At 72.3% G+C, this 18680-nt stretch carries 17 protein-coding genes; 3 read left to right on the top strand and 14 right to left on the bottom strand.

Annotated features, from left to right (window positions below; genetic code table 11):
• Position 1: 1 nt before the first annotated feature.
• From ACFF45_RS30525 to ACFF45_RS30510, 4 genes are all read right to left on the bottom strand, one after another.
• Positions 2–1270, bottom strand: a complete 1269-nt coding sequence (locus tag ACFF45_RS30525) for a nucleotide disphospho-sugar-binding domain-containing protein (RefSeq protein ID WP_381349993.1) — start codon at positions 1268–1270, stop codon at positions 2–4.
• Positions 1271–1533: 263 nt separating this feature from the next.
• Positions 1534–2721 (bottom strand): acyltransferase family protein, encoded by a 1188-nt coding sequence (locus ACFF45_RS30520; RefSeq protein ID WP_381349991.1) that lies wholly within the window; start codon positions 2719–2721, stop codon positions 1534–1536.
• Between the two features lie 196 nt (positions 2722–2917).
• Positions 2918–3595 carry a hemerythrin domain-containing protein gene (locus ACFF45_RS30515; RefSeq protein ID WP_381349989.1) on the bottom strand — a complete coding sequence of 226 codons (678 nt, stop codon included), beginning with the start codon at positions 3593–3595 and terminating at the stop codon, positions 2918–2920.
• 415 nt (positions 3596–4010) lie between these two features.
• Positions 4011–5270 carry an extracellular solute-binding protein gene (locus ACFF45_RS30510; RefSeq protein WP_381349988.1) on the bottom strand — a complete coding sequence of 420 codons (1260 nt, stop codon included), beginning with the start codon at positions 5268–5270 and terminating at the stop codon, positions 4011–4013.
• Between the two features lie 224 nt (positions 5271–5494).
• On the opposite strand from ACFF45_RS30510, the gene ACFF45_RS30505 reads away from it, so the two are divergent.
• The gene (locus ACFF45_RS30505; RefSeq protein WP_381349986.1) at positions 5495–5710 is read left to right on the top strand and encodes a dodecin; all 216 of its coding nucleotides are present in this window, start codon (positions 5495–5497) and stop codon (positions 5708–5710) included.
• Positions 5711–5722: 12 nt separating this feature from the next.
• On the opposite strand, the gene ACFF45_RS30500 is transcribed toward ACFF45_RS30505, so the two are convergent.
• The gene (locus ACFF45_RS30500; RefSeq protein WP_381349985.1) at positions 5723–6214 is read right to left on the bottom strand and encodes a phosphatase domain-containing protein; all 492 of its coding nucleotides are present in this window, start codon (positions 6212–6214) and stop codon (positions 5723–5725) included.
• A gap of 283 nt (positions 6215–6497) precedes the next feature.
• Here ACFF45_RS30500 and ACFF45_RS30495 point away from each other — a divergent pair, with 283 nt between their 5' ends.
• Positions 6498–7496: an LLM class flavin-dependent oxidoreductase gene (locus ACFF45_RS30495; protein WP_381349983.1), complete on the top strand. Its 999-nt coding sequence runs from the start codon at positions 6498–6500 to the stop codon at positions 7494–7496.
• Between the two features lie 88 nt (positions 7497–7584).
• Here ACFF45_RS30495 and ACFF45_RS30490 read toward each other — a convergent pair whose 3' ends face one another.
• The 5 genes from ACFF45_RS30490 to ACFF45_RS30470 form a co-directional block, all read right to left on the bottom strand.
• Positions 7585–8394, bottom strand: coding sequence for a lysophospholipid acyltransferase family protein (locus tag ACFF45_RS30490; RefSeq protein WP_381349982.1), 810 nt, complete (start codon positions 8392–8394; stop codon positions 7585–7587).
• Positions 8394–9167: a GNAT family N-acetyltransferase gene (locus ACFF45_RS30485; RefSeq protein WP_381349981.1), complete on the bottom strand. Its 774-nt coding sequence runs from the start codon at positions 9165–9167 to the stop codon at positions 8394–8396. The genes ACFF45_RS30490 and ACFF45_RS30485 overlap by 1 nt, the downstream gene beginning before the upstream one ends.
• A gap of 240 nt (positions 9168–9407) precedes the next feature.
• On the bottom strand, positions 9408–10157 hold the full coding sequence (locus ACFF45_RS30480; protein ID WP_381349980.1) for a succinate dehydrogenase/fumarate reductase iron-sulfur subunit: 750 nt from the start codon (positions 10155–10157) through the stop codon (positions 9408–9410).
• Positions 10154–12100 (bottom strand): fumarate reductase/succinate dehydrogenase flavoprotein subunit, encoded by a 1947-nt coding sequence (locus ACFF45_RS30475; protein ID WP_381349978.1) that lies wholly within the window; start codon positions 12098–12100, stop codon positions 10154–10156. Before ACFF45_RS30475 ends, ACFF45_RS30480 begins: the two co-directional genes overlap by 4 nt.
• A gap of 1 nt (position 12101) precedes the next feature.
• Positions 12102–12773, bottom strand: coding sequence for a succinate dehydrogenase (locus ACFF45_RS30470; RefSeq protein ID WP_381350013.1), 672 nt, complete (start codon positions 12771–12773; stop codon positions 12102–12104).
• A gap of 119 nt (positions 12774–12892) precedes the next feature.
• On the opposite strand from ACFF45_RS30470, the gene ACFF45_RS30465 reads away from it, so the two are divergent.
• The gene (locus ACFF45_RS30465) at positions 12893–13777 is read left to right on the top strand and encodes a LysR family transcriptional regulator (RefSeq protein WP_381349977.1); all 885 of its coding nucleotides are present in this window, start codon (positions 12893–12895) and stop codon (positions 13775–13777) included.
• Between the two features lie 106 nt (positions 13778–13883).
• Here ACFF45_RS30465 and ACFF45_RS30460 read toward each other — a convergent pair whose 3' ends face one another.
• The 4 genes from ACFF45_RS30460 to ACFF45_RS30445 all read right to left on the bottom strand — a co-directional run.
• The gene (locus ACFF45_RS30460; RefSeq protein WP_381349976.1) at positions 13884–16025 is read right to left on the bottom strand and encodes a putative bifunctional diguanylate cyclase/phosphodiesterase; all 2142 of its coding nucleotides are present in this window, start codon (positions 16023–16025) and stop codon (positions 13884–13886) included.
• Positions 16022–16834, bottom strand: a complete 813-nt coding sequence (locus tag ACFF45_RS30455; protein WP_381349975.1) for an SAM-dependent methyltransferase — start codon at positions 16832–16834, stop codon at positions 16022–16024. The genes ACFF45_RS30460 and ACFF45_RS30455 overlap by 4 nt, the downstream gene beginning before the upstream one ends.
• 301 nt (positions 16835–17135) lie before the next feature.
• Positions 17136–18107, bottom strand: coding sequence for an SCO0930 family lipoprotein (locus ACFF45_RS30450; RefSeq protein WP_381349973.1), 972 nt, complete (start codon positions 18105–18107; stop codon positions 17136–17138).
• Positions 18108–18485: 378 nt separating this feature from the next.
• A partial coding sequence (locus ACFF45_RS30445) for a hypothetical protein (RefSeq protein ID WP_381349972.1) occupies positions 18486–18680 on the bottom strand: 195 nt, incomplete at its 5' end.

The following is an 18680-nucleotide window of genomic DNA, read 5'->3' as shown; positions in this document are numbered from 1 at the left end:
ATCAGCCCCGGGTCCGGTACTGCGCCGCCATCCGCTCCAGGATCGGCACGACCTCGCCGGGACTGGGCACGGCGGCCATGTCCGCGTACACGGCCGCGGCGCCCTGCCGGAACGACGGCTCGGTCAGCAGCCGGGACAGTTCGCCGCCCACCCGCGCCGCGGTCAGGCTGTCGCTGTGCAGGGACACGCCCGCGCCCCTGGCCTCCAGGTAGCGGCTGCTGGACAGCCCGCTGCCCAGTTCCTCCGTGATGATCATCTGGGGCACCCGGTGCGCGGCCGCGGCGAAGAACGTGCCGAAGCCGCCGTGGTGGATGATCGCCGAGCAGGTCGGTGTCACCTGGGTGAGCGGCAGGTAGTCGACCACCCGCACGTTGTCGGGCACCTTCTGACCCTCCCCCAGCTGGTCGGCGTTGACCGTGGCCACCACCTCGACGTCCATGCCGGCCACCGCGTCGAGCACGGCCGCGACCCGCTCGTCCCGGCCGGCCAGGACCTTGCGCCGGGTGACGCCGAGCGACAGGCACACCCGGGGCCGCGACGGCGGGCGGGTCAGCCACTCCGGTACCGGGGACGCCCCCGTGTACGGCACGAAGCGCATGGGGACGACGCGCTGCCCGGCCGCGCGGGGCAACTGCGTGTGCGCGGGAAGCGGATCCACGGTGAAGTCGCCCAGGATCATCTCCTCCGAGAAGTCGTGGCCGTACCGTCCGAAGATCGGCGCCATCGTCTCGGCCAGCGGGTTCACCCGCGGATCGCGCAGCGCCGCGCGCTCGGTCAGCCGCCCCTGGACCCAGCCGAAGTAGTCGGGGCCCCACAGCAACCGGGCGGACGCGGCCCCGGCCGCACGGGCCGCGACGGACCCCACGGGACTGGCGACGTCCCAGATCACCAGGTCCGGCCGCCAGTCCCGGGCGAAGTCGACAAGGTTGTCGGCGAGCGGTTGCCGGCCGTCGGCGTCCGGGTAGTAGCGCGCGACGTTCGCCACCAGGTAGTAGCGGATCGCCTGCCAGAGCCGGTCGAAGTCGGAGCCGGGCTCGAACGCGAGCGCCTCGCTGAACCGGTCCAGCTCCGCTTCGGGGACGTCGGGCAGCGCCGACGCCGGGACACCGCCGAGCCCGACCGCGGTGAGGCCGGCCGCGGTGATCTGCCCGGCCAGTTCCGCGCCGCCGGCCAGCCGTACCTCGTGCCCGGCGCTCTGCAGCGCCCACGCCAGCGGAACGCTGGGATACAGATGGGCGGTCAGCGGCGCGACCGTGACGAGAACACGCATGGCGATTCCCTTTCATCGTCCGTCATGGGGGGTGCGTGGGGGGGGTGCGCGAAGGTGCGCGGGCGTCGTGCGCGGACGTCATGCGCGGACGTCATGCGCGGACGTCGTGCCGCGGGACGCTCCGGCGCACTCCTCGCACGGGTCCGCGGCACGCGACAGAAAAAGCGATGTCCACCCGCCACGGGCGGGTGCACATCGCTTCGGTGATGCCTTCTCAGGGCATGAATGGTTCTCGAAAAGCGTGACATGTACACGCTATTGTGTCAACGGACGTTCTCCTTCCGCTCGGCCGCGGGCGCCCCGGCGTCCTTCCGGCGGGGCCGGCTGAAGTGCTTCATGGCCGGCCGCTCGACCAGCGCGTACAGCAGGTACGCGAGCGCGGTGGTGACGACCCAGGCGACCAGGGACAGCCCGAGCGCCTCGGCGAAGCCGTACGGGCCGTACTCGGCGAGGATCCGGCCGCCGCCGATCAGCACACTGGCCTGGACCAGGTAGACCGCGAACGACACCTCGCCGAGCCACGTCATCACCGGCCCCCGGAACGGCGAGCGCTCGCCGCGCAGGTCGGTGACCGCGGCGCTGGCGACGAGCAGACCCATCGGGGCCGCCCAGACCGCGCACAGGGCGTACAGCAGGGGCACGTGGAGAGCCACGGCGTACGCGGCGAAGCACAGCAGCACCGCCTGCCACAGCCGTACGCCCACCCACCGGTCGGTCAGCACGATCCGGGCGAGCAGCATGCCGAACACGAACTCCAGCATCCGCACCGGCGGGAGGTTGTAGACGAGCCAGTTCTGGATGTGGTTCGTCTGCCAGCCGGGGAGGACCACCTCGCCGGGCAGCACGGCGTAGGCGATGGCGGGCATCGCGAGGATGGCGGCCAGGAAGGCCAGGGTCCACCCCCACAGCCGCGCCGGGGGGATCGCCTTGACCGCTCTGTGCAGCAGCGGGAAGCACAGGTAGAACAGGAGCTCGCAGCCGAGCGACCAGCTGGGCTGGTTGACGCTGAACAGCACCGTCGGGTCCCAGCTCCAGGTCTGCACGAGGAACAGGTTGGGCAGCCAGTGCTTCCACTCGGTGGTGGTCGCGCCGGCGTAGACCACCAGCGCGACCACGAAGGTGACCAGGTGGTTGGGGAACAGCTTGACCAGGCGGCGGCGCATGAACCGGCGCGGAGTGTCCGTGGGGCGGGCGGACCAGGTGAGGATGAAGCCGCTGAGGATGAAGAAGAACGACACCCCCAGCCCGCCCGCGACGTTGAACAGCCGGGCGACGTCGGCCCCGAGCTCCCCGCTGAACAGGCCCATGTTGGGAGTGGTGACGTGGCACAGGAACACGGCCAGCGCCGCGTAGAACCGGAGCCCCGTCAGGGACGGCAGCCCGGTGAGCGACGGCGTCCGCCCGGACCGGCCGGGCGTCGCCGCTTGATGGTGCTGGGCGGGGATGGTCATGGGGCCCTCCTTCGGGCGGCACGAACGACACAGAGCAGCTTCCGCGGCACGGAAAAACACCGCGCGGCAGGCCGGAAGGCCTGCCGCGCGGTGTCGACGGCACTGGACGCAAGGGACGAGGAGACCCGCCGGCGGTCGGTACGACGGGGGGCGGGGGCCCGAAGCCGGCGGGCTCCCCCGGGCGCGGAACTCCGTGTCAGCGGGCGACGGAGCCGGACCTGCTGTGCCAGATGTCCAGCTCCTCGTAGGCGGCGCGCCACTCCGTCTCGTACGGGACGCGGAGCGCGTCGGGCATGGCGGAGACGAACGCGGCCAGCTTGTCGTCGGGCATGCCGTCGAGGAGCCAGGGCAGGTAGCGGCGGGCGTCGTCGCCGATGCGGTCGCGGCCCTGGGCGGCGAACAGCGCCCACTCCTCCTTGGTCATGGTGATGTCCATGAGCTTCAGGGCCTCGCCCTCCTCGTGGTCGAGGTGGCCGTTGACCTTCGTGTACAGCTCGTCGGTCAGGCCGCCCAGGCGCTCCGGGCCCGAGTCCCGGTCGGCGAGGGCCGCGTCGATGTCGGCGAGCAGCGGGTCGATGACCGCGTGTTCGGCCTCCATCGCGTCCAGCAGCGCCAGCTCGTCGGGCCGGCCGGCCAGCGCCCTCTGCATCACCGGCCACACGGTGACGTCCTCGGCGGTGTGGTGGATGGTCAGGAACTTCTTGAACAGCTCCCAGCCGACCGCGGTCCGCAGGACGTGACGCGGGTCCTCGTCGGCCCGGGCCGTGATCCGCGCCATCCGCTCCAGCTCGCGCCGGAGGGCGTCGTGGATCATGAACATCATCGTCATGTCGTGGTTCTTGAACTGCTCCAGGTTGCGGGCGTTGTGGCTCATCACTGTCTCCCTCAGTGCCTCTCGGCTGGGTTGCCTGCCGTGATGCGACAGTATCGTCAACCTACTTATCCATCAATAGATACAACTAGCAGTCAGCCAACCATCAGAGAGCCCAAGGAATGGCCACAGGGGCAGGTCGACGAGGCTTCCGGCGACATCCGGCGGACGGCGGGGCCGGCTCTTCTTGACCGATTCCGGGCGGGTCACCGGCCGGATCCGCACCCTCCCCGGATCCCCGGAAAACAAAAAATCCGCATCCAGGTCGGAGGCACCGACGGGACACGGATTCCGGTTGAGGGCATGAAGCGGCCGCGAAAAGTGTGACACCCGGGTTCGAGCTTCGTCAACTCCCCTTTCTATCGGACCACTTGACAAGTGGACCGACGGATGCCAGCACTCTCGGACCGTGGGCCGTTCACCCGAGGGGGACCGCCAGCGCCTCGGTGATCCGCCGGGAGGCGCGGCGGGCCTCGGTCACCGGGTCGGCGCCGGTCAGCACGCGTGTCATGTACTCCTTGATCGGGTTCTCCGCCTCGACGGCCGCCCACTCGGGCGTGCTGGGGGTCGCCCGGCCCTGCGCGGCGCCCGCCGCCATGGCGGCGACCCCCTCCTCACCGGTGACGGCACCGGCGAGGGTGGCCTTGTTGGGGACGTAGTTCATGGTCCGGGCCAGTTCGGTGTTCCACTTGGCGCCGGCGAGCTCCTCGACGACGGCGACGGCGCCGTCGCGCTGGTCGGTGTTCTTGGGGACGACGAGGTCGGAGCCGCCGGTGAAGACCGCACCGGGCCGGTCGGCGGACTCGCCGGGGACGGGGAAGAAGCCCAGGGCGCCGTCGAGTGCGGGGTTCTGCTGGACGATCGCCCGCGCCTGGCCCGGTACGGCCACGATCTGGGCGACCTTCCCCCCGGCGAACACCCCTGCCTGCGGCGGGTGTTCCTCGTCGGCGTCGGCCGGACCGTCGCCGAGCGCCTGGAGCCGCCGGTAGAAGTCCATGCCGCGCAGGGCCGCGGGGGTGTCCAGAGTGCCGGTCCAGACGCCGCCGTCCTCCCGCGCGAGGTCGCCGCCCTCGTCCCAGATGAACCCGGAGAGCGTGTACCAGTCCTGCCCGGCCAGGTAGATGCCCTGGTTGCCGCGGGAGTCGAGCTGCTCGGTGGCGGCGAGCCACTCCTCGCGCGTCTTCGGCGGGCCGGCGATCCCGGCCTGCTCGAACAGGTCCTTGCGGTAGATGACGACGCGGTTCGCCGCGTACCAGGGGATGCCGTACTGCGTCGACCGCTGCCGGCCCGGTTCGGCGAGGCCGGGCAGCCAGTCGCGCACGCCCCAGTCCCGCAGCGACTCCAGCGTCAGGTCGAGCAGGCCGCCGCCGTCGACGTACTGCGGGACCTGGGTGTTGCCGACCTCGATGACATCGGGTCCGCCGGGGCCGCCGGCCTCCAGCGCGGCCTGCACCTTCTCACCGATGCCGGTCCACTCCTGGATGCGGATGTCGAGGTCCAGGTCGTCGTGCGTGCGCTCGAACTCCTCGGTGAAGCGTTGCAGGAACTGCGCCGAGGCGCTGCCCTTCATCAGCCACACGGTGACCGTGTGCCGTTCGGTCCCGCCGGACGGTACGAGCGCGCAGCCGGCGAGGAGGCAGGCGGAGACACAGACGAGGGTGAGGCGGCGAAACTTCACGGCGGTCCTGTTCTGTCTGGGCGGACAGGGGGAGAGGGCCCGGCGTGGGGGGAACGAGCGCGGAGGCTCGTACGGGTGTGCTGGATTTTGGTATGGACCAAAACGGAGGTCAAGCGGTTCCGGGAAAGCGGGCGACACCTCGCGCTCCGCTGCCGGGTGGGGCACGGTGGAGTGACGCGGGACACAGCTGACGCCGCCGTCCCCGCGCGGAGAGGAGCATCCGCATGTCGAACCACACCTACCGGGTCACGGACATCGTCGGCACCTCGCCCGAGGGCGTGGACCAGGCCATCCGCAACGGCATCACCCGCGCCTCGCGGACCCTGCGCAACCTCGACTGGTTCGAGGTGACGGAGGTGCGGGGCCAGCTGGACAACGGGGAGATCGCGCACTGGCAGGTGAGCATGAAGGTCGGCTTCCGCCTGGAGGACGCCGACTGAGCGGCCGGCCGGTCAGGTCCGCCCCTCGCGCTCCTGCGCCACCTCGAGCTCGGCGGAGGGCGTCGCCCAGCGCGCCCGTACGACGGTGAAGCCGGCCCGCTCCGCTTCCTCACACACCAGTTCGTCGTCGTCCACGAGCACCCGGATCTCCCGGGTCCGGGCCATGCGGCGCAGGATCTCCAGCTTGGTGAACCGGGCGGGCCTGCGGTCGGCGTCGCGCCGCATGTGGACCCGGCCGCCGGGCAGTCCGTGGGCGGCGAGCCAGTCCAGCGTGTCCCGCCGGCACCGCTCGGGCCGCCCGGTGAGGTATACGACCTCGCACTCCTCGGCGCTCTCCCGGACCAGCGCGACACCCTCGGCGAGCGGCGGATCCGCCGGGGCGGCGGCGAAGAAGCCGTCCCAGTCGCGGGGCTTGCGCCGGAGGAAGTGCTGCCGGTGGGCGGTGTCCGCGAGGGTGTTGTCCAGGTCGAACACGGCGACCGGCCGTTCGTCACGAGCTGTCACACGGGACACCCTAGTGCCGCGGCAGGCAGTGTTCGCCCGTGGCGGAGCGGCGTCCGGTGCGTGCTCTCGGCGGGCCGGCCGGAAGCCCTCGTACGGGGCGTACTCGGGCTTCCGTCCGGTGCGGCGAGAGTGCGTGCCGGGCGTCGCGCCGGAGCGAACGTCGCCTGCCGCGGCCCTAGGGGGTGAAGAACCCCTCCGGTCACCGCCGCAGGGCGGTCTGCCGGACCGGCCCCTGCTCCGGCCCTGCCGGGAATGCCGCGTCCGGCCAGGCGTTGAACCCTGAGTGACCTCCGTGATCGCCTCGGCCCGCTTCTCCGTGCTCGACCGCTCCCGCACCCGCGAGGGGCACACGTCCCCCGAGGCGCTGCGGGACACCGTGCGGCTGGCGCGGGAGGCGGAGGACCTGGGGTACCACCGTTTCTGGGTGTCGGAGCACCACGGCGTGCCCGGTGTCGCCGGTTCGGCGCCGACCGTACTGGCCGCCGCCGTGGCCGGGGCGACCCGGACGATCCGGGTGGGCACCGGCGGGGTGATGCTGCCCAACCACCAGCCCTTGGTCGTCGCCGAGCAGTTCGGCGTGCTGGAGTCCCTCTTCCCGGGCCGGATCGACATGGGGCTCGGCCGGTCGGTGGGCTTCACCGGCGGGGTGCGCAGGGCGCTGGGCCGGGACAAGGACGACGCCGAGGACTTCGCCGCCCAGCTGGAGGAGCTGCTGGGGTGGTTCCGCGGCACCTCGCCGACCCGGGTGCACGCCCGTCCCGCGGAGGGACTGACGGTGCCGCCCTTCGTGCTGGCGATGGGCGAGGGCGCCGCGATCGCGGCCCGCGCGGGCCTGCCAATGGTGATCGGGGACCTCCGCCACCGGGAGAGGATGCAGCGCGGCATCGACCACTACCGGGCGCGCTTCCGCCCGTCGCCGTGGGCGCGGGAGCCGTACGTCGTGATCTCCGGCACCGTCGCGGTGGCCGCGACCCCCGAGGAGGCCCGGCGGCTGCTGATCCCCGAGGCCTGGTCGATGGCGTACTCCCGCACGCACGGCACCTTCCCGCCGCTCCCGCCCGCCGAGCGGGTGGAGCGGCTGCCGATGACGGACAGGGAGCGCGGCTTCTACGAGGCCGGCCTGACCGGCCACATCGCCGGCACCGAGGACCAGGTCGCCCACGAACTGCGGACGCTGCTGAAGGAGACGGGCGCCGACGAGGTGCTCGTCACCACGAGCACCTGGGACCGGGCGGCGCTGCTGGACTCCTACCGGCGGCTGGCCCGGATCGTCCACGGGTAGCCCGGCCCGCGGCCGGGCCGCCGCGTACGGTCGCGGGGTTCGCCCCCTCTCGCCCCCACCGGAGCGGAAGGTCTGCCGGCCCGGTCGGTTACGACGCCAGTACCGCGTGGGTCCGGCCCGCGGCCGGTGGTGTGGTGGGCTGGGCGGCGTGGGCCAGGGCGCGGCGGTCGGGGAGGGTGCCCGGCGGGATCGGCTCGCGGACGTCCACCTCGGCGACCAGGCCGCGGGCCGTCGTCACCCGCCACAGCGAGGCGAGCAGCGAGTCCTTGCCCACGAAGGCGGGGGCCGTGCTGGCGTTGCCGTCGGCGAGGCGGTAGTGGATGCGGACCGGTTGGACGGGGACCCGGGCGTCCAGCGCGGCCTGGAACACGGCCCGGCGGAAGGTGCCCTGGGCGCGGCCGCACCAGGTGCTGCCCTCGGGGAAGACGCCGACCGCGGCCCCGGACCGCAGCAGGTCGGCGATGTGCGCGACCGTGCCCGGCAGGGCGCGCAGGCGGTCCCGGTCGATGAACACGACGCCGGCGCCGGCGGTCAGCGGACCGGCGACCGGCCACTGCCGGATCTCGGCCTTGGCGATCATGCGGGCCGGGCGTACCGCGGCCAGCAGCGGGATGTCCAGCCAGGAGATGTGGTTGGCGACCAGCAGCAGGCCGCCGGTGGACGCGGCGGAGCCGGTGACGCGGACCCGGACCCCCGCGGCCCACGCGATCGTCCGGGCCCACCGCCGCACCCACGGGGCGGGGACGCGCCGGCCGAGCGGCAGCAGCAGGATCCCGCCGAGCAGCAGCGCCAGCACCACGGTGAGCCGGACCGCGCCCAGCAGCGCCGCCGCGCCCCGCCCGGCGGGTTCCACGCACGCCCCGGGGGTGCAGGGCGCGCTGGGCAGCCAGACGCTCATCAGGCCGGCACGAGCGAGAGGAAGTGCTTCAGATAGCGCGCGTTGACCCGGCGCATCGACAGCAGCACGTACAGGTCGGCGACACCGAAGTCGGCGTCGTGGGCCGGCGCGCCGCACACCCACGCGCCGAGGCGGACGTAGCCACGCAGCAGCGGCGGCAGTTCGGTGCGCCCGGCGGGGCGGGTGACGCCGTCCGCGGACCACGGCAGCAGCGGCCGTACCCGGTACTCCTCGGGGGCGAGGTTGCGCTCCTGGACCCGGTCCCAGGTGGCGGCGGCGAGGGCGCCGCCGTCGGCCAGCGGGATGGAGCAGCAGCCGGCCAGCCACTCGTGGCCGCGGTCGACCATGTACCGCGCTATCCCCGCCCAGATCAGGCCGATGACGGTGCCGTCGCGGTGGTCCGGGTGGACGCAGGAGCGGCCGACCTCGACCAGGCCGGGACGGATCGGGTCCAGCCGGGTGAGGTCGAACTCGCCCTCGGAGTAGAGCCGGCCGGCCACCGCGGCGCGCTCGGGCGGCAGCAGCCGGTAGGTGCCGACGACCTCACCGGTGAGCGTGTCACGGACCAGCAGGTGGTCGCAGTACGCGTCGAAGGAGTCGATGTCCAGGCCCGGCTGCGGAGTGGCCAGCAGGGCGCCCATCTCGCCGGCGAAGACGTCGTGCCGCAGCTTCTGCGCCGCGCGCACGTCGTCCTCGTCGCGGGCGAGGGTGACGGTGTAGCGGGCGGGTGCCGCTGGCTGCGGGGGACGGTCGAGGGTGGAAACGCCGGTCATGGCACACTCCTGGTCACGGGCCGGTTCGACGACGGCAGCGGGCGGGCCGGATCGTTCGGCCCGCCGCCACAGTTCTTCCGATGCCGGTTGGCGTCCGCGTGACCGGTGGCCGGAGCGGGGATGTGCGACTGTTGAATGCCAGGGGCGGGGCGGGAAGCGAGACGGGACCGGGGATGAGCACCACTCCCGGTCCCGCCCGTCCGCACCTTGTCGGCGAACGTCTCTCCTACCTGGGCGGCATCACTTCCTGGCCGCCTTGCGGGTGGCGCGCAGCCACTCCTTGTTCATGCCGGTGATGGACATCAGCGGGATGCCCTTGGGGCAGGCGGTGGCGCACTCGCCGGTCAGTGTGCAACCGCCGAAGCCCTCCTCGTCCATCTGCGCCACCATGTTCAGCACGCGCGTCTCGCGCTCCGGCGCGCCCTGCGGCAGCACGTTCAGGTGGTTGACCTTGGCGGAGGTGAACAGCATCGCCGCGCCGTTCGGGCAGGCGGCCACGCAGGCGCCGCAGCCGATGCACTCGGCGTGCTCGAAGGCGAAGTCGGCGTCCGGCTTCGGCACCGGCGTGGCGTGCGCCTCGGGCGCGGAGCCGGTCGGGGCGGTGACATAGCCGCCGGCCTGGATGATCCGGTCGAACGCGGTCCGGTCCACGACCAGGTCCTTGATCACCGGGAAGGCGGCGGCCCGCCACGGCTCGATGTCGATCGTGTCGCCGTCCCGGAAGGACCGCATGTGCAGCTGGCAGGTGGTGGTGCGCTCGGGGCCGTGCGCGTCGCCGTTGATGACGAGCGAGCAGGCGCCGCAGATGCCCTCGCGGCAGTCGTGGTCGAAGGCGACCGGGTCCTCGCCCTTGAGGATGAGCTCCTCGTTGAGCGTGTCGAGCATCTCCAGGAAGGACATGTCGGGCGAGATGCCGTCCAGCTCGTACGTGGACATGGCGCCTTCGGTGCCGGCGTTCTTCTGCCGCCAGACGCGCAGGGTGAGCTTCATGCGTAGCTCCGCTGGGTGGGGTGGACGTACTCGAAGACCAGGTCTTCCTTGTGCAGCACGGGCGCCTCGCCGGTGCCGGTGAACTCCCAGGCGGCGGCGTAGGAGAACGCGTCGTCCTTGCGGGCGGCCTCGCCGTCGGGGGTCTGGGACTCCTCGCGGAAGTGGCCGCCGCAGGACTCGGCGCGGTGCAGCGCGTCGAGGCACATCAGCTCGGCGAGCTCCAGGTAGTCGACGATCCGGTTGGCCTTCTCCAGCGACTGGTTGAACTCCTCGCCGGTGCCGGGCACCTTGATCCGCCGCCAGAACTCCTCGCGGATCTGCGGGATCCGCTCCAGGGCCTTGCGCAGCCCGGAGTCGGTGCGGGCCATGCCGCAGAACTCCCACATCAGCTCGCCGACCTCGCGGTGGAAGGAGTCCGGGGTGCGGTCGCCGTCGACGGAGAGGAGCAGGTTGGTCCGGTCCTGGGTCTCGGCCAGCACCTCCCGCACCACCGGGTGGTCGTCGGTGACCGGGTCCTGGTGCGGGTTGCGCGCGAGGTAGTCGTTGATGGTCGCGGGCAGCACGAAGTAGCCGTCGGCCAGGCCCTGCATCAGCGCGGAGGCGCCGAGCCGGTTCGCGCCGTGGTCGGAGAAGTTGGCCTCGCCGATCGCGAACAGGCCGGGCACGGTGGTCTGGAGGTCGTAGTCGACCCACAGGCCGCCCATCGTGTAGTGCACGGCGGGGTAGATCCGCATCGGCACCTGGTACGGATCCTCGTCGGTGATCCGCTGGTACATGTCGAACAGGTTGCCGTACTTGGCCTCGACGGCCTTGCGGCCCATCCGCTTGATGGCGTCCGCGAAGTCGAGGTAGACGCCCTGCCCGCCGGGGCCGACGCCGCGGCCCTCGTCGCACACGTTCTTCGCGGCGCGGGAGGCGATGTCACGCGGAACCAGGTTGCCGAAGGACGGGTAGATCCGCTCCAGGTAGTAGTCGCGCTCGTCCTCGGGGATCTGGTGCGCGGGCCGCTGGTCGCCCTTGGCCTTGGGCACCCAGATGCGGCCGTCGTTGCGCAGCGACTCGCTCATGAGGGTGAGCTTCGACTGGTGGTCGCCGGTGCGCGGGATGCAGGTGGGGTGGATCTGGGTGAAGCACGGGTTGGCGAAGTAGGCGCCGCGCCGGTGCGCCCGCCAGACGGCGGTCGCGTTGGAGTTCATCGCGTTGGTCGACAGGTAGAAGACGTTGCCGTAACCGCCGGAGGCGAGCACGACCGCGTCCGCGAAGTACGTGTCGATCTTCCCGGTGATCAGGTCGCGGGCGACGATGCCGCGGGCCCGGCCGTCGACGACGATCAGGTCGAGCATCTCGGTGCGCGCGTGCATCTCGACGTTGCCGGCCGCGATCTGGCGGCTGAGCGCCTGGTAGGCGCCGAGCAGCAGCTGCTGGCCCGTCTGGCCGCGGGCGTAGAAGGTGCGCGACACCTGGACGCCGCCGAAGGAGCGGGTGTCGAGCAGGCCGCCGTACTCGCGGGCGAACGGCACGCCCTGCGCCACGCACTGGTCGATGATCTCGACGGAGATCTGCGCGAGGCGGTGCACGTTGGACTCGCGGGCCCGGAAGTCGCCGCCCTTGACGGTGTCGTAGAACAGCCGGTGGATCGAGTCGCCGTCGTTGCGGTAGTTCTTCGCCGCGTTGATGCCGCCTTGCGCGGCGATGGAGTGGGCGCGGCGCGGGGAGTCCTGGTAGCAGAACTGGACGACGTGGTAGCCCTGTTCGGCGAGGGTGGCGCCGGCGGAGCCGCCCGCGAGGCCGGTGCCGACCACGATGACGGTGTGCTTGCGGCGGTTGGCGGGGTTGACCAGCTTCGCCTCGAAGCGGCGCCGGTCCCAGCGCTCGTTGATCGGCCCGGTGGGAGCCTTGGTGTCGGTGACCGGTTCGCCGGTCACGTACTCGGTGTAGGTCATCTCAGCTCACCACTCCGGTCATGACGCCCACGGGCACGGCGAGGAAGCCGGCCGTGAGCAGCAGCGCGAGGACGTTGGCGACGGTCTTCAGGGCGCGGTCGCGGGTGCGGCTGCCGACGCCGAGGGTCTGGGCGGCGCTCCAGAAGCCGTGCCGGACGTGCAGGCCGACGGCGAGCATCGCGACGATGTAGATGACGTTGCCGTACCAGGTGGAGAAGGTGTCGATGACGTTCTGGTAGGGCTTGCCGGTCTCGAAGCCGCCGGAGTGCACGGTGCCGGTGGTCAGGTCGAGGATGTGCCAGACGATGAACAGGGCGAGGATGATCCCGCCCCAGCGCATGGTGCGCGTCGCGTAGGAGGCACGCTGCTTCTTGTGTACGTACTTGCTGGGACGCGCCTTGATGTCGCGGCGGCTCAGCTGGTACGCGGAGACGGCGTGGGCGACGACCGCGACGACGAGGACGATCCGGACCAGCCACAGCGTCCACTCGTAGTGCATGAACGGCTCGCCCACCGTGCGCAGCCAGTGCGCGTAGTGGTTGAACTCGCCGGCGCCGAAGAAGATCTTCAGGTTGCCGATCATGTGGACGACCAGGTACAGCAGCATGATCAAGCCGCTGACCGCCATCACGGTCTTCTTGCCGACGGAGCTGTCCCACATCGTGCGTGCCATGGACGGCCGTCGGTCCGTCCGCGTTGCCAGAGCCATGCCACGCACGGTAGGCGGGGGCACGCTCATCAGTCCAAGACATCATCCGGTTTGATTCGATAGGCGGGCCCTATGCTGCCTGTATGCAGTTCCAGCAGCTCCAGTACTTCGTGGCGGTGGCCGAGACCCGGCACTTCACCCGGGCCGCCGATCTCGTCCATGTCGCCCAGCCGTCGCTGTCGCAGCAGATCAAGGCCCTGGAGAGGGAGTTGGGGGCGGATCTGTTCCTGCGGGCGCGCGGGAACATCACGCTGACCGACGCGGGCGAGGCCCTGCTGCCGCTGGCCCGCCGGATCCTGGCCGACGCGGACACGGCGCGGCACGAGGTGCAGGAACTGGTCCAGCTGCGGCGCGGGCGGGTGCGGCTGGGGGCCACGCCGAGCCTGTGCACGGGCCTGCTGCCGGACGTGCTGCGCGCCTTCCACGACCGCTATCCGGGCATCCGGCTGCTCATCGAGGAGGGCGGCTCGCACGACCTGGTACGGCACCTGGCGCGCGGCGCGCTCGATCTCGCCCTCGTGGTGCTGCCGCTGCCGACGCCCTCGCCGGCGCTGACCACGGTGGAGCTGCTGCGGGAGGACCTGGTGGTGGTGTCGTCCCCGGAGGCGCCGCGGCCGGGCGAGGGGCGGCGGACCGTGCAGATCGCGGATCTGGAGGGTGAGCGGCTGGTGATGTTCCGGCACGGCTACGACCTGCGGGAGCTGACCGTCGCCGCGTGCCGCTCGGCGGGGTTCGAGCCGGACTTCGCGGTGGAGGGCGGGGAGATGGACGCCGTGCTGGGGTTCGTGCGGGCGGGACTGGGGATGGCCGTCGTGCCGCGGATGGTGGCGGCGCGGTCCGGGCGGGGCCTGCGGGTCACTCCGCTGACCCGGCCCGGACTGCACCGCACCATCGCGCTGGCCCACCGCAGCGATGTGGCTCCGCCGCGGGCCGCCCGGGAGTTGCAGCGGATGCTTCTTGAGCGGTGAGGGGGTTGCGGGCCGGACGGTGCCGGTGCGCTGGTGCGCCGTCGCGGGGTGCGGGCCGTGCGTGGCTGGTCGCGGGGTTCCCCGCGCCCCCGGGCGGCACTGCGGCTCAGGGCGTCGCGTCGGCCAGGGCCAGGTCGTGGAGGCGCTCCGGGGGACCGGGGCGGGCGTAGTACCAGCCCTGGGCCGTGTCGCAGCCCAGTATCCGCAGCTGTTCGGCCTGGGCTGCGGTCTCCACGCCCTCGACCGTGACCGCGAGGTCGAGGCTGTGCGCGAGGGAGACGATGCCTTCGACGATCTTCAGGTCGACCGGGTCGGCCGGGAACTGCTGCATGCTCTGGGTGAAGGAGCGGTCCAGCTTGAGGATGCTGACCGGCAGCCGGCGGAGGTTGGCGAGGTTGGAGTAGCCGGTGCCGAAGTCGTCCAGGGCGATGTCGACGCCCATCTCGGCCAGCCGGCGCAACGGCTTGAGCAGGTCGTCGTCGGCGCCGATCAGCGCCGACTCGGTGACCTCCAGGCACAGCGCGTCGGGCGCGACACCCGCCGCCTCCAGGATGTCGACCGTGTCCTGGACCAGCCCGGGGTGGGTGAGCTGGCACGGGGAGAGGTTGACGTTGATGCGCAGCGGCGCGGCGGCCGGGCCGGCGTGGCGCTCCCGCCAGTCGCGGGCCTGGCGCACCGACTGCTCCAGCACCCAGCGGCCCAGCGGGACGATCAGCCCGGTGTGCTCGGCGAGCGGGATGAACCGGTCGGGACCGAGGACGCCGTGCTGCGGGTGCAGCCAGCGGACCAGGGCCTCGGCGCCGCGCACGCTGCCGTCACCGAGGTGGACCAGGGGCTGGTACTCGATGAAGAACTCGCCGCGGTCCAGCGCGGTCGGCAGCGCCGTGGTCAGGCCGTTGCGGGTGATGACGCGGGCGTCGGCCTCGGCGTCGGCCACTTCGAAGCGGTTGCCGCCGGCCGACTTGGCCCGGTACATCGTGATGTCGGCGCTGCGCAGCACCTCGGCCGCGCTGCGCTCGCCCGCCGCGCCCTCGACGACGCCGATGCTGCCGCGCACGGTCAGCTCCCGGCCGTCCACGCCGATCGGGGCGACCAGCGCGTTCATGATCCGGGCGGCGAGTTCGTCGACCTCGCGCTGGGTGTCGGGACCGGTGGTGAGCGCCACGAACTCGTCGCCGCCGAGACGGGCGACCATCTCGCCGGGCGCGGTGGCACAGGTCTGGAGCCGGTCGGCGACCTCGACGAGCAGCCGGTCGCCGGCCGCGTGGCCGAGGCTGTCGTTGATGGTCTTGAAACCGTCGAGATCGAGATAGCACAGGCCGAAGCGCTGGCCCTCGCCCGCGCCCAGCACCTTCTCCAGCCGTTCGAAGAACAGGGTCCGGTTGGGCAGTCCGGTGAGGGCGTCGTGGGTGGCCTCGTAGCGCAGCCGGAGGTTGAGCAGCCGCCGTTCGGTGGTGTCCTCCATCAGCGCGAGCTGGTACTGCGGGTTGCCGTCGGGGTCGCGCAGCAGGGAGACGGTGAGGTTGGTCCACAGGACCGTGCCGTCGGGCCGGTAGAAGGCCTTCTCCACGTGGTAGTGCTCGCGTTCGCCGCGCACCAGCTCCTCGTAGAGCCGCCAGACGTGGGGGGCGTCGTCGGCATGGGTCCACTCGCGGACCTTGCGGCCGCGCACGTTCTGCGGGGAGCCGCCGAACATGCGCAGCAGCGCGCCGTTGACCTCCAGGACGTTGCCGTCGAGGTCGGCGATGCCGATGCCTATGGCCGCGCCTTCGAACACCGCGCGGAAGCGGGCCTCGCTGGCGTGCAGCGCCTGCGCCACCACGCCCTGGGCGCGCAGCGCGGCCTGGGCGATGGACTCCTGCTCGGCGAGAGTGCGCTCGCGCAGCGCCTGGGCGAAGCCGGCGGCCATGGCGTGCTGCAGCCGTGCCGAGCGGGCCCGCAGGTCCTCCTGGGGTCCGTCGTCCCCGCAGTACAGCACCAGGTAGGCGTCGACGCAGTCCAGGGCCCGGCTCAGCGCGTCCGGGTCGGTGCAGTGCGCGTCGACCAGGGCGGCGCCGACCGCGCGGCCCTCACCCGCGTCGAAGGCGCGGGCGCGCAGGGCCGCGCTCAGCCTCCGGGCCAGCGGCAGCAGCAGTTCCTCGAACTCCGGTCTGGTCAACGACGTCGAGGTGGCCGGGTAGACCGCCCGGCTCCAGATCGTCGCGAACCGCCGCAGTCTGTCCTCCGGCCCGTCCGGCTCCGCGCTCACGCCGTACGCCCCACGCCCGCGAAACCGGAGAAGGCGTAGGCGTCCTCGTCCTCCGGTGCGGTCTCCGGCCGCCAGGCGGGCATCGGCACCAGTCCCGGTTCCACCATGTCGTACCCCTCGAAGAACCGCGCGATCTCCTCGCGCGAGCGCATGACCAGCGGGTTGCGGAGGTCCTTGTACACGTCGACCGCGCCGTCCGCCCGCTCGGGCGGCAGCGGGATTCCCGCGTAGGAGGCATGCGTGAGGATCAGCATGCTGCCGGGCGCCAGTGCGTCGCTCAGCTGCGCCACCGCCCCGTACGGGTCGTCCGTGTCCTCCACGAAGTGCAGTATGGCAACGAGCAGCAGCGCGACCGGCCGCCGCAGGTCGAGCAGGCGCTCCACCTGCGGGCTGGTCAGGATGTCCTGGGGCTTGCGCAGATCGGCCGCGACCACGCCCGCGTCGTCGTTGCCGTCGAGCACGGCCTGGCCGTGCGCGACCGCGACCGGATCGTGGTCGACGTAGACCACCCGGGCACCGGGGCTGGCCGCCTGCGCCACCTCGTGCACGTTGCCGTACGTCGGGATGCCCGAGCCGATGTCGAGGAACTGCGTGATGCCCGCACCGGCCGCGTGGCGCACCGCGCGGCGCATGAACGCCCGGTTCGCCTGCATGATCTTCGGCAGCCCCGGCATGAACTGCATGGCCCGGCGGGCCGCTTCCCGGTCGACCTCGAAGTTGTGCGATCCGCCCAGGTAGTAGTCGTAGATCCGCGCGACACTCGGCACCGAGATGTCGATGCTCCATGGCGCCCAGGCGGGACGCTCCATCTGATCTCTCCATGGCGTAGGCGATCCGGTGTTCGAGCAGAGGCTACTGATCGCCCGCCAATGGGGCGAGCTGAAACGGAAATTGACCGTCCGTTCCCGGTCACTGCCTGCGGCACGTGCCGCAATCGCCCCACCGGGGAACGCTTACGAAACGTATGCGGCGAGTGTCGCAGAGTCCCGGTTGCCCGGGCATCGGTCCGGAACGTCGCCGGTGCGTCATGAGCACTCCCGTCGAACGGCAGCACAACGGCCCGCGACCCGCGCGTTGACGCGGGTCGCGGGCCGTGGGGGCCGGCGTTCGCTACTGTGCGGGCGCGCCGACCGGCTCTCCGTCGGGCCGAATGGCGAACCAGGTGCCGCCGACGCCCTGGCCGTTGATGTCACCGGGCTTCTCGTCGCCCGCGAAGGTGTACAGCGGAATGCAGTCGATGGTCTGCTGCTCGATGCCGTCGGGCCGGTCGAAGACGACGTAGCCCCGGTTGGGGGTGGACCCCTGGAGGTCGATGCCCTTGGTGTCGTCGGCGTCGACCGGCGCGACGACGGGCCACTTCTCCAGGCACTCACCGGTGCACGCGGTCTTCATCGGCCACTGCGAGTCCTTGGTGAAGCGGTAGACCGTGTGCCCGTCGCCGTCGATGACGATCTCGCCGAGCTCCGGGTCGTTGCGGGTGGACAGTCCGGGCAGTTCCTCCGCCGCGGCCTTGGTGCCGTCGGGGGCCAGCGCGTACCAGGTGCCGCCCACTCCCTGGCCCTTGGTGTCGCCCGGGGCGACGTCCTTGGCGTAGCGGTAGACGGGCCAGCCGTCGACGGTGAGCTGCTCGCTGCCGTCGGGGCGGGTGACCTCGCCGAGCACCGCGGCGTCGACGCCCTCGCCCGCGGTGGCGTCGTCGGCGGGGACGGGCGGCCAGGCGGTCGCGCAGTCGCCCTCGCAGTTGGTCTTGGGCGGTTCGGCCGTGTCCTGGTCGAACCGGTAGAGGGTGCGGCCGGCGCTGTCGGTCAGCACCTGCCCGAGCTCGGCGTCGGCCGTGACCGACAGTTCGCCCGCGGCGGCGGCCGCGGCCACGGCGTTCTGCTCGCCCGGCGCGGCGCCCGCGTCCGTCCCGGTGCCGGCGTCGGTGCCGAGCCCCGTGCTCCCGTAGCCGCCGGCCGGGGCCGTGGCGCCCACGTTCTGGCTGGCCGACTGGGTGCCGCTGTCCTGACCGCACGCCGTTGTCAGCGCCAGTACGGCCGCGGCGCTCGCCACGAGCGAGGCGCTCCGCCAGGAGGTCTTCATCGTCAGCTCCCCATCATCGCAAGATTATTGCGACGCCCTGCTGCGCCGCCGCACGGCCATGGGTACGAACGGGGCCGCCGGTTGTGTTCAACCGGGCCGCGGATTTCTTCCGCAACGGGTGTCCGGGGGCCGGGTCCGCACCGGCCGGCCCCCTTACACCGGCCGTGCGTCGATCAAACCCCGCGGCGCCCGTTTCCCCCGTTCGGGGCAATCCCCCGGCCGCGGGGCGCGCCACCGGCCGGGAAGCCTCATGATCTCGGTCGTGCATGGTTGCGAACCGACCCAATCCCCCGCTCGCGTACGGACGTTGCTGCTGGCGGCGCTGACCGCGGCGCTCGTCGGCGCCCCGGCCGGCGCGGTGGTCGCCGACTCCTGTGCCTACGCGTCGACCGGACCGGGCGGCACGGAGGCGGTGGCGGTCGCGGGGAGCCGGACCTGGCCCACGCCCCCGGCCTGCCCCACCCCGACCCCGACCCCCACCCCGAGTCCGACCCCCACCCCGAGTCCGACCCCCACCCCGAGTCCGACGCCGACACCGAAGCCGCCCCCGGAACCGACCCCGCCGCCCCCGCC

The sequence above is a fragment of the Streptomyces cinereospinus genome (genome assembly GCF_042430725.1).
GTDB lineage: Bacteria > Actinomycetota > Actinomycetes > Streptomycetales > Streptomycetaceae > Streptomyces > Streptomyces cinereospinus.
The sequence above is the reverse complement of the archived record's forward strand: the minus strand, read 5'-3'. Positions and strand labels throughout refer to the sequence as shown.

What these genes read in the sequence shown, in the direction of transcription:
- ACFF45_RS30525 (WP_381349993.1), bottom strand. Translation starts at nt 1,270, where the DNA reads ATGCGTGTTCTCGTCACGGTCGCGCCGCTGACCGCCCATCTGTATCCC.
- ACFF45_RS30520 (WP_381349991.1), bottom strand. Translation starts at nt 2,721, where the DNA reads ATGACCATCCCCGCCCAGCACCATCAAGCGGCGACGCCCGGCCGGTCC.
- ACFF45_RS30515 (WP_381349989.1), bottom strand. Translation starts at nt 3,595, where the DNA reads ATGAGCCACAACGCCCGCAACCTGGAGCAGTTCAAGAACCACGACATG.
- ACFF45_RS30505 (WP_381349986.1), top strand. Translation starts at nt 5,495, where the DNA reads ATGTCGAACCACACCTACCGGGTCACGGACATCGTCGGCACCTCGCCC.
- ACFF45_RS30490 (WP_381349982.1), bottom strand. Translation starts at nt 8,394, where the DNA reads ATGAGCGTCTGGCTGCCCAGCGCGCCCTGCACCCCCGGGGCGTGCGTG.
- ACFF45_RS30485 (WP_381349981.1), bottom strand. Translation starts at nt 9,167, where the DNA reads ATGACCGGCGTTTCCACCCTCGACCGTCCCCCGCAGCCAGCGGCACCC.
- ACFF45_RS30480 (WP_381349980.1), bottom strand. Translation starts at nt 10,157, where the DNA reads ATGAAGCTCACCCTGCGCGTCTGGCGGCAGAAGAACGCCGGCACCGAA.
- ACFF45_RS30475 (WP_381349978.1), bottom strand. Translation starts at nt 12,100, where the DNA reads ATGACCTACACCGAGTACGTGACCGGCGAACCGGTCACCGACACCAAG.
- ACFF45_RS30470 (WP_381350013.1), bottom strand. Translation starts at nt 12,773, where the DNA reads ATGGCACGCACGATGTGGGACAGCTCCGTCGGCAAGAAGACCGTGATG.
- ACFF45_RS30465 (WP_381349977.1), top strand. Translation starts at nt 12,893, where the DNA reads ATGCAGTTCCAGCAGCTCCAGTACTTCGTGGCGGTGGCCGAGACCCGG.
- ACFF45_RS30455 (WP_381349975.1), bottom strand. Translation starts at nt 16,834, where the DNA reads ATGGAGCGTCCCGCCTGGGCGCCATGGAGCATCGACATCTCGGTGCCG.
- ACFF45_RS30450 (WP_381349973.1), bottom strand. Translation starts at nt 18,107, where the DNA reads ATGAAGACCTCCTGGCGGAGCGCCTCGCTCGTGGCGAGCGCCGCGGCC.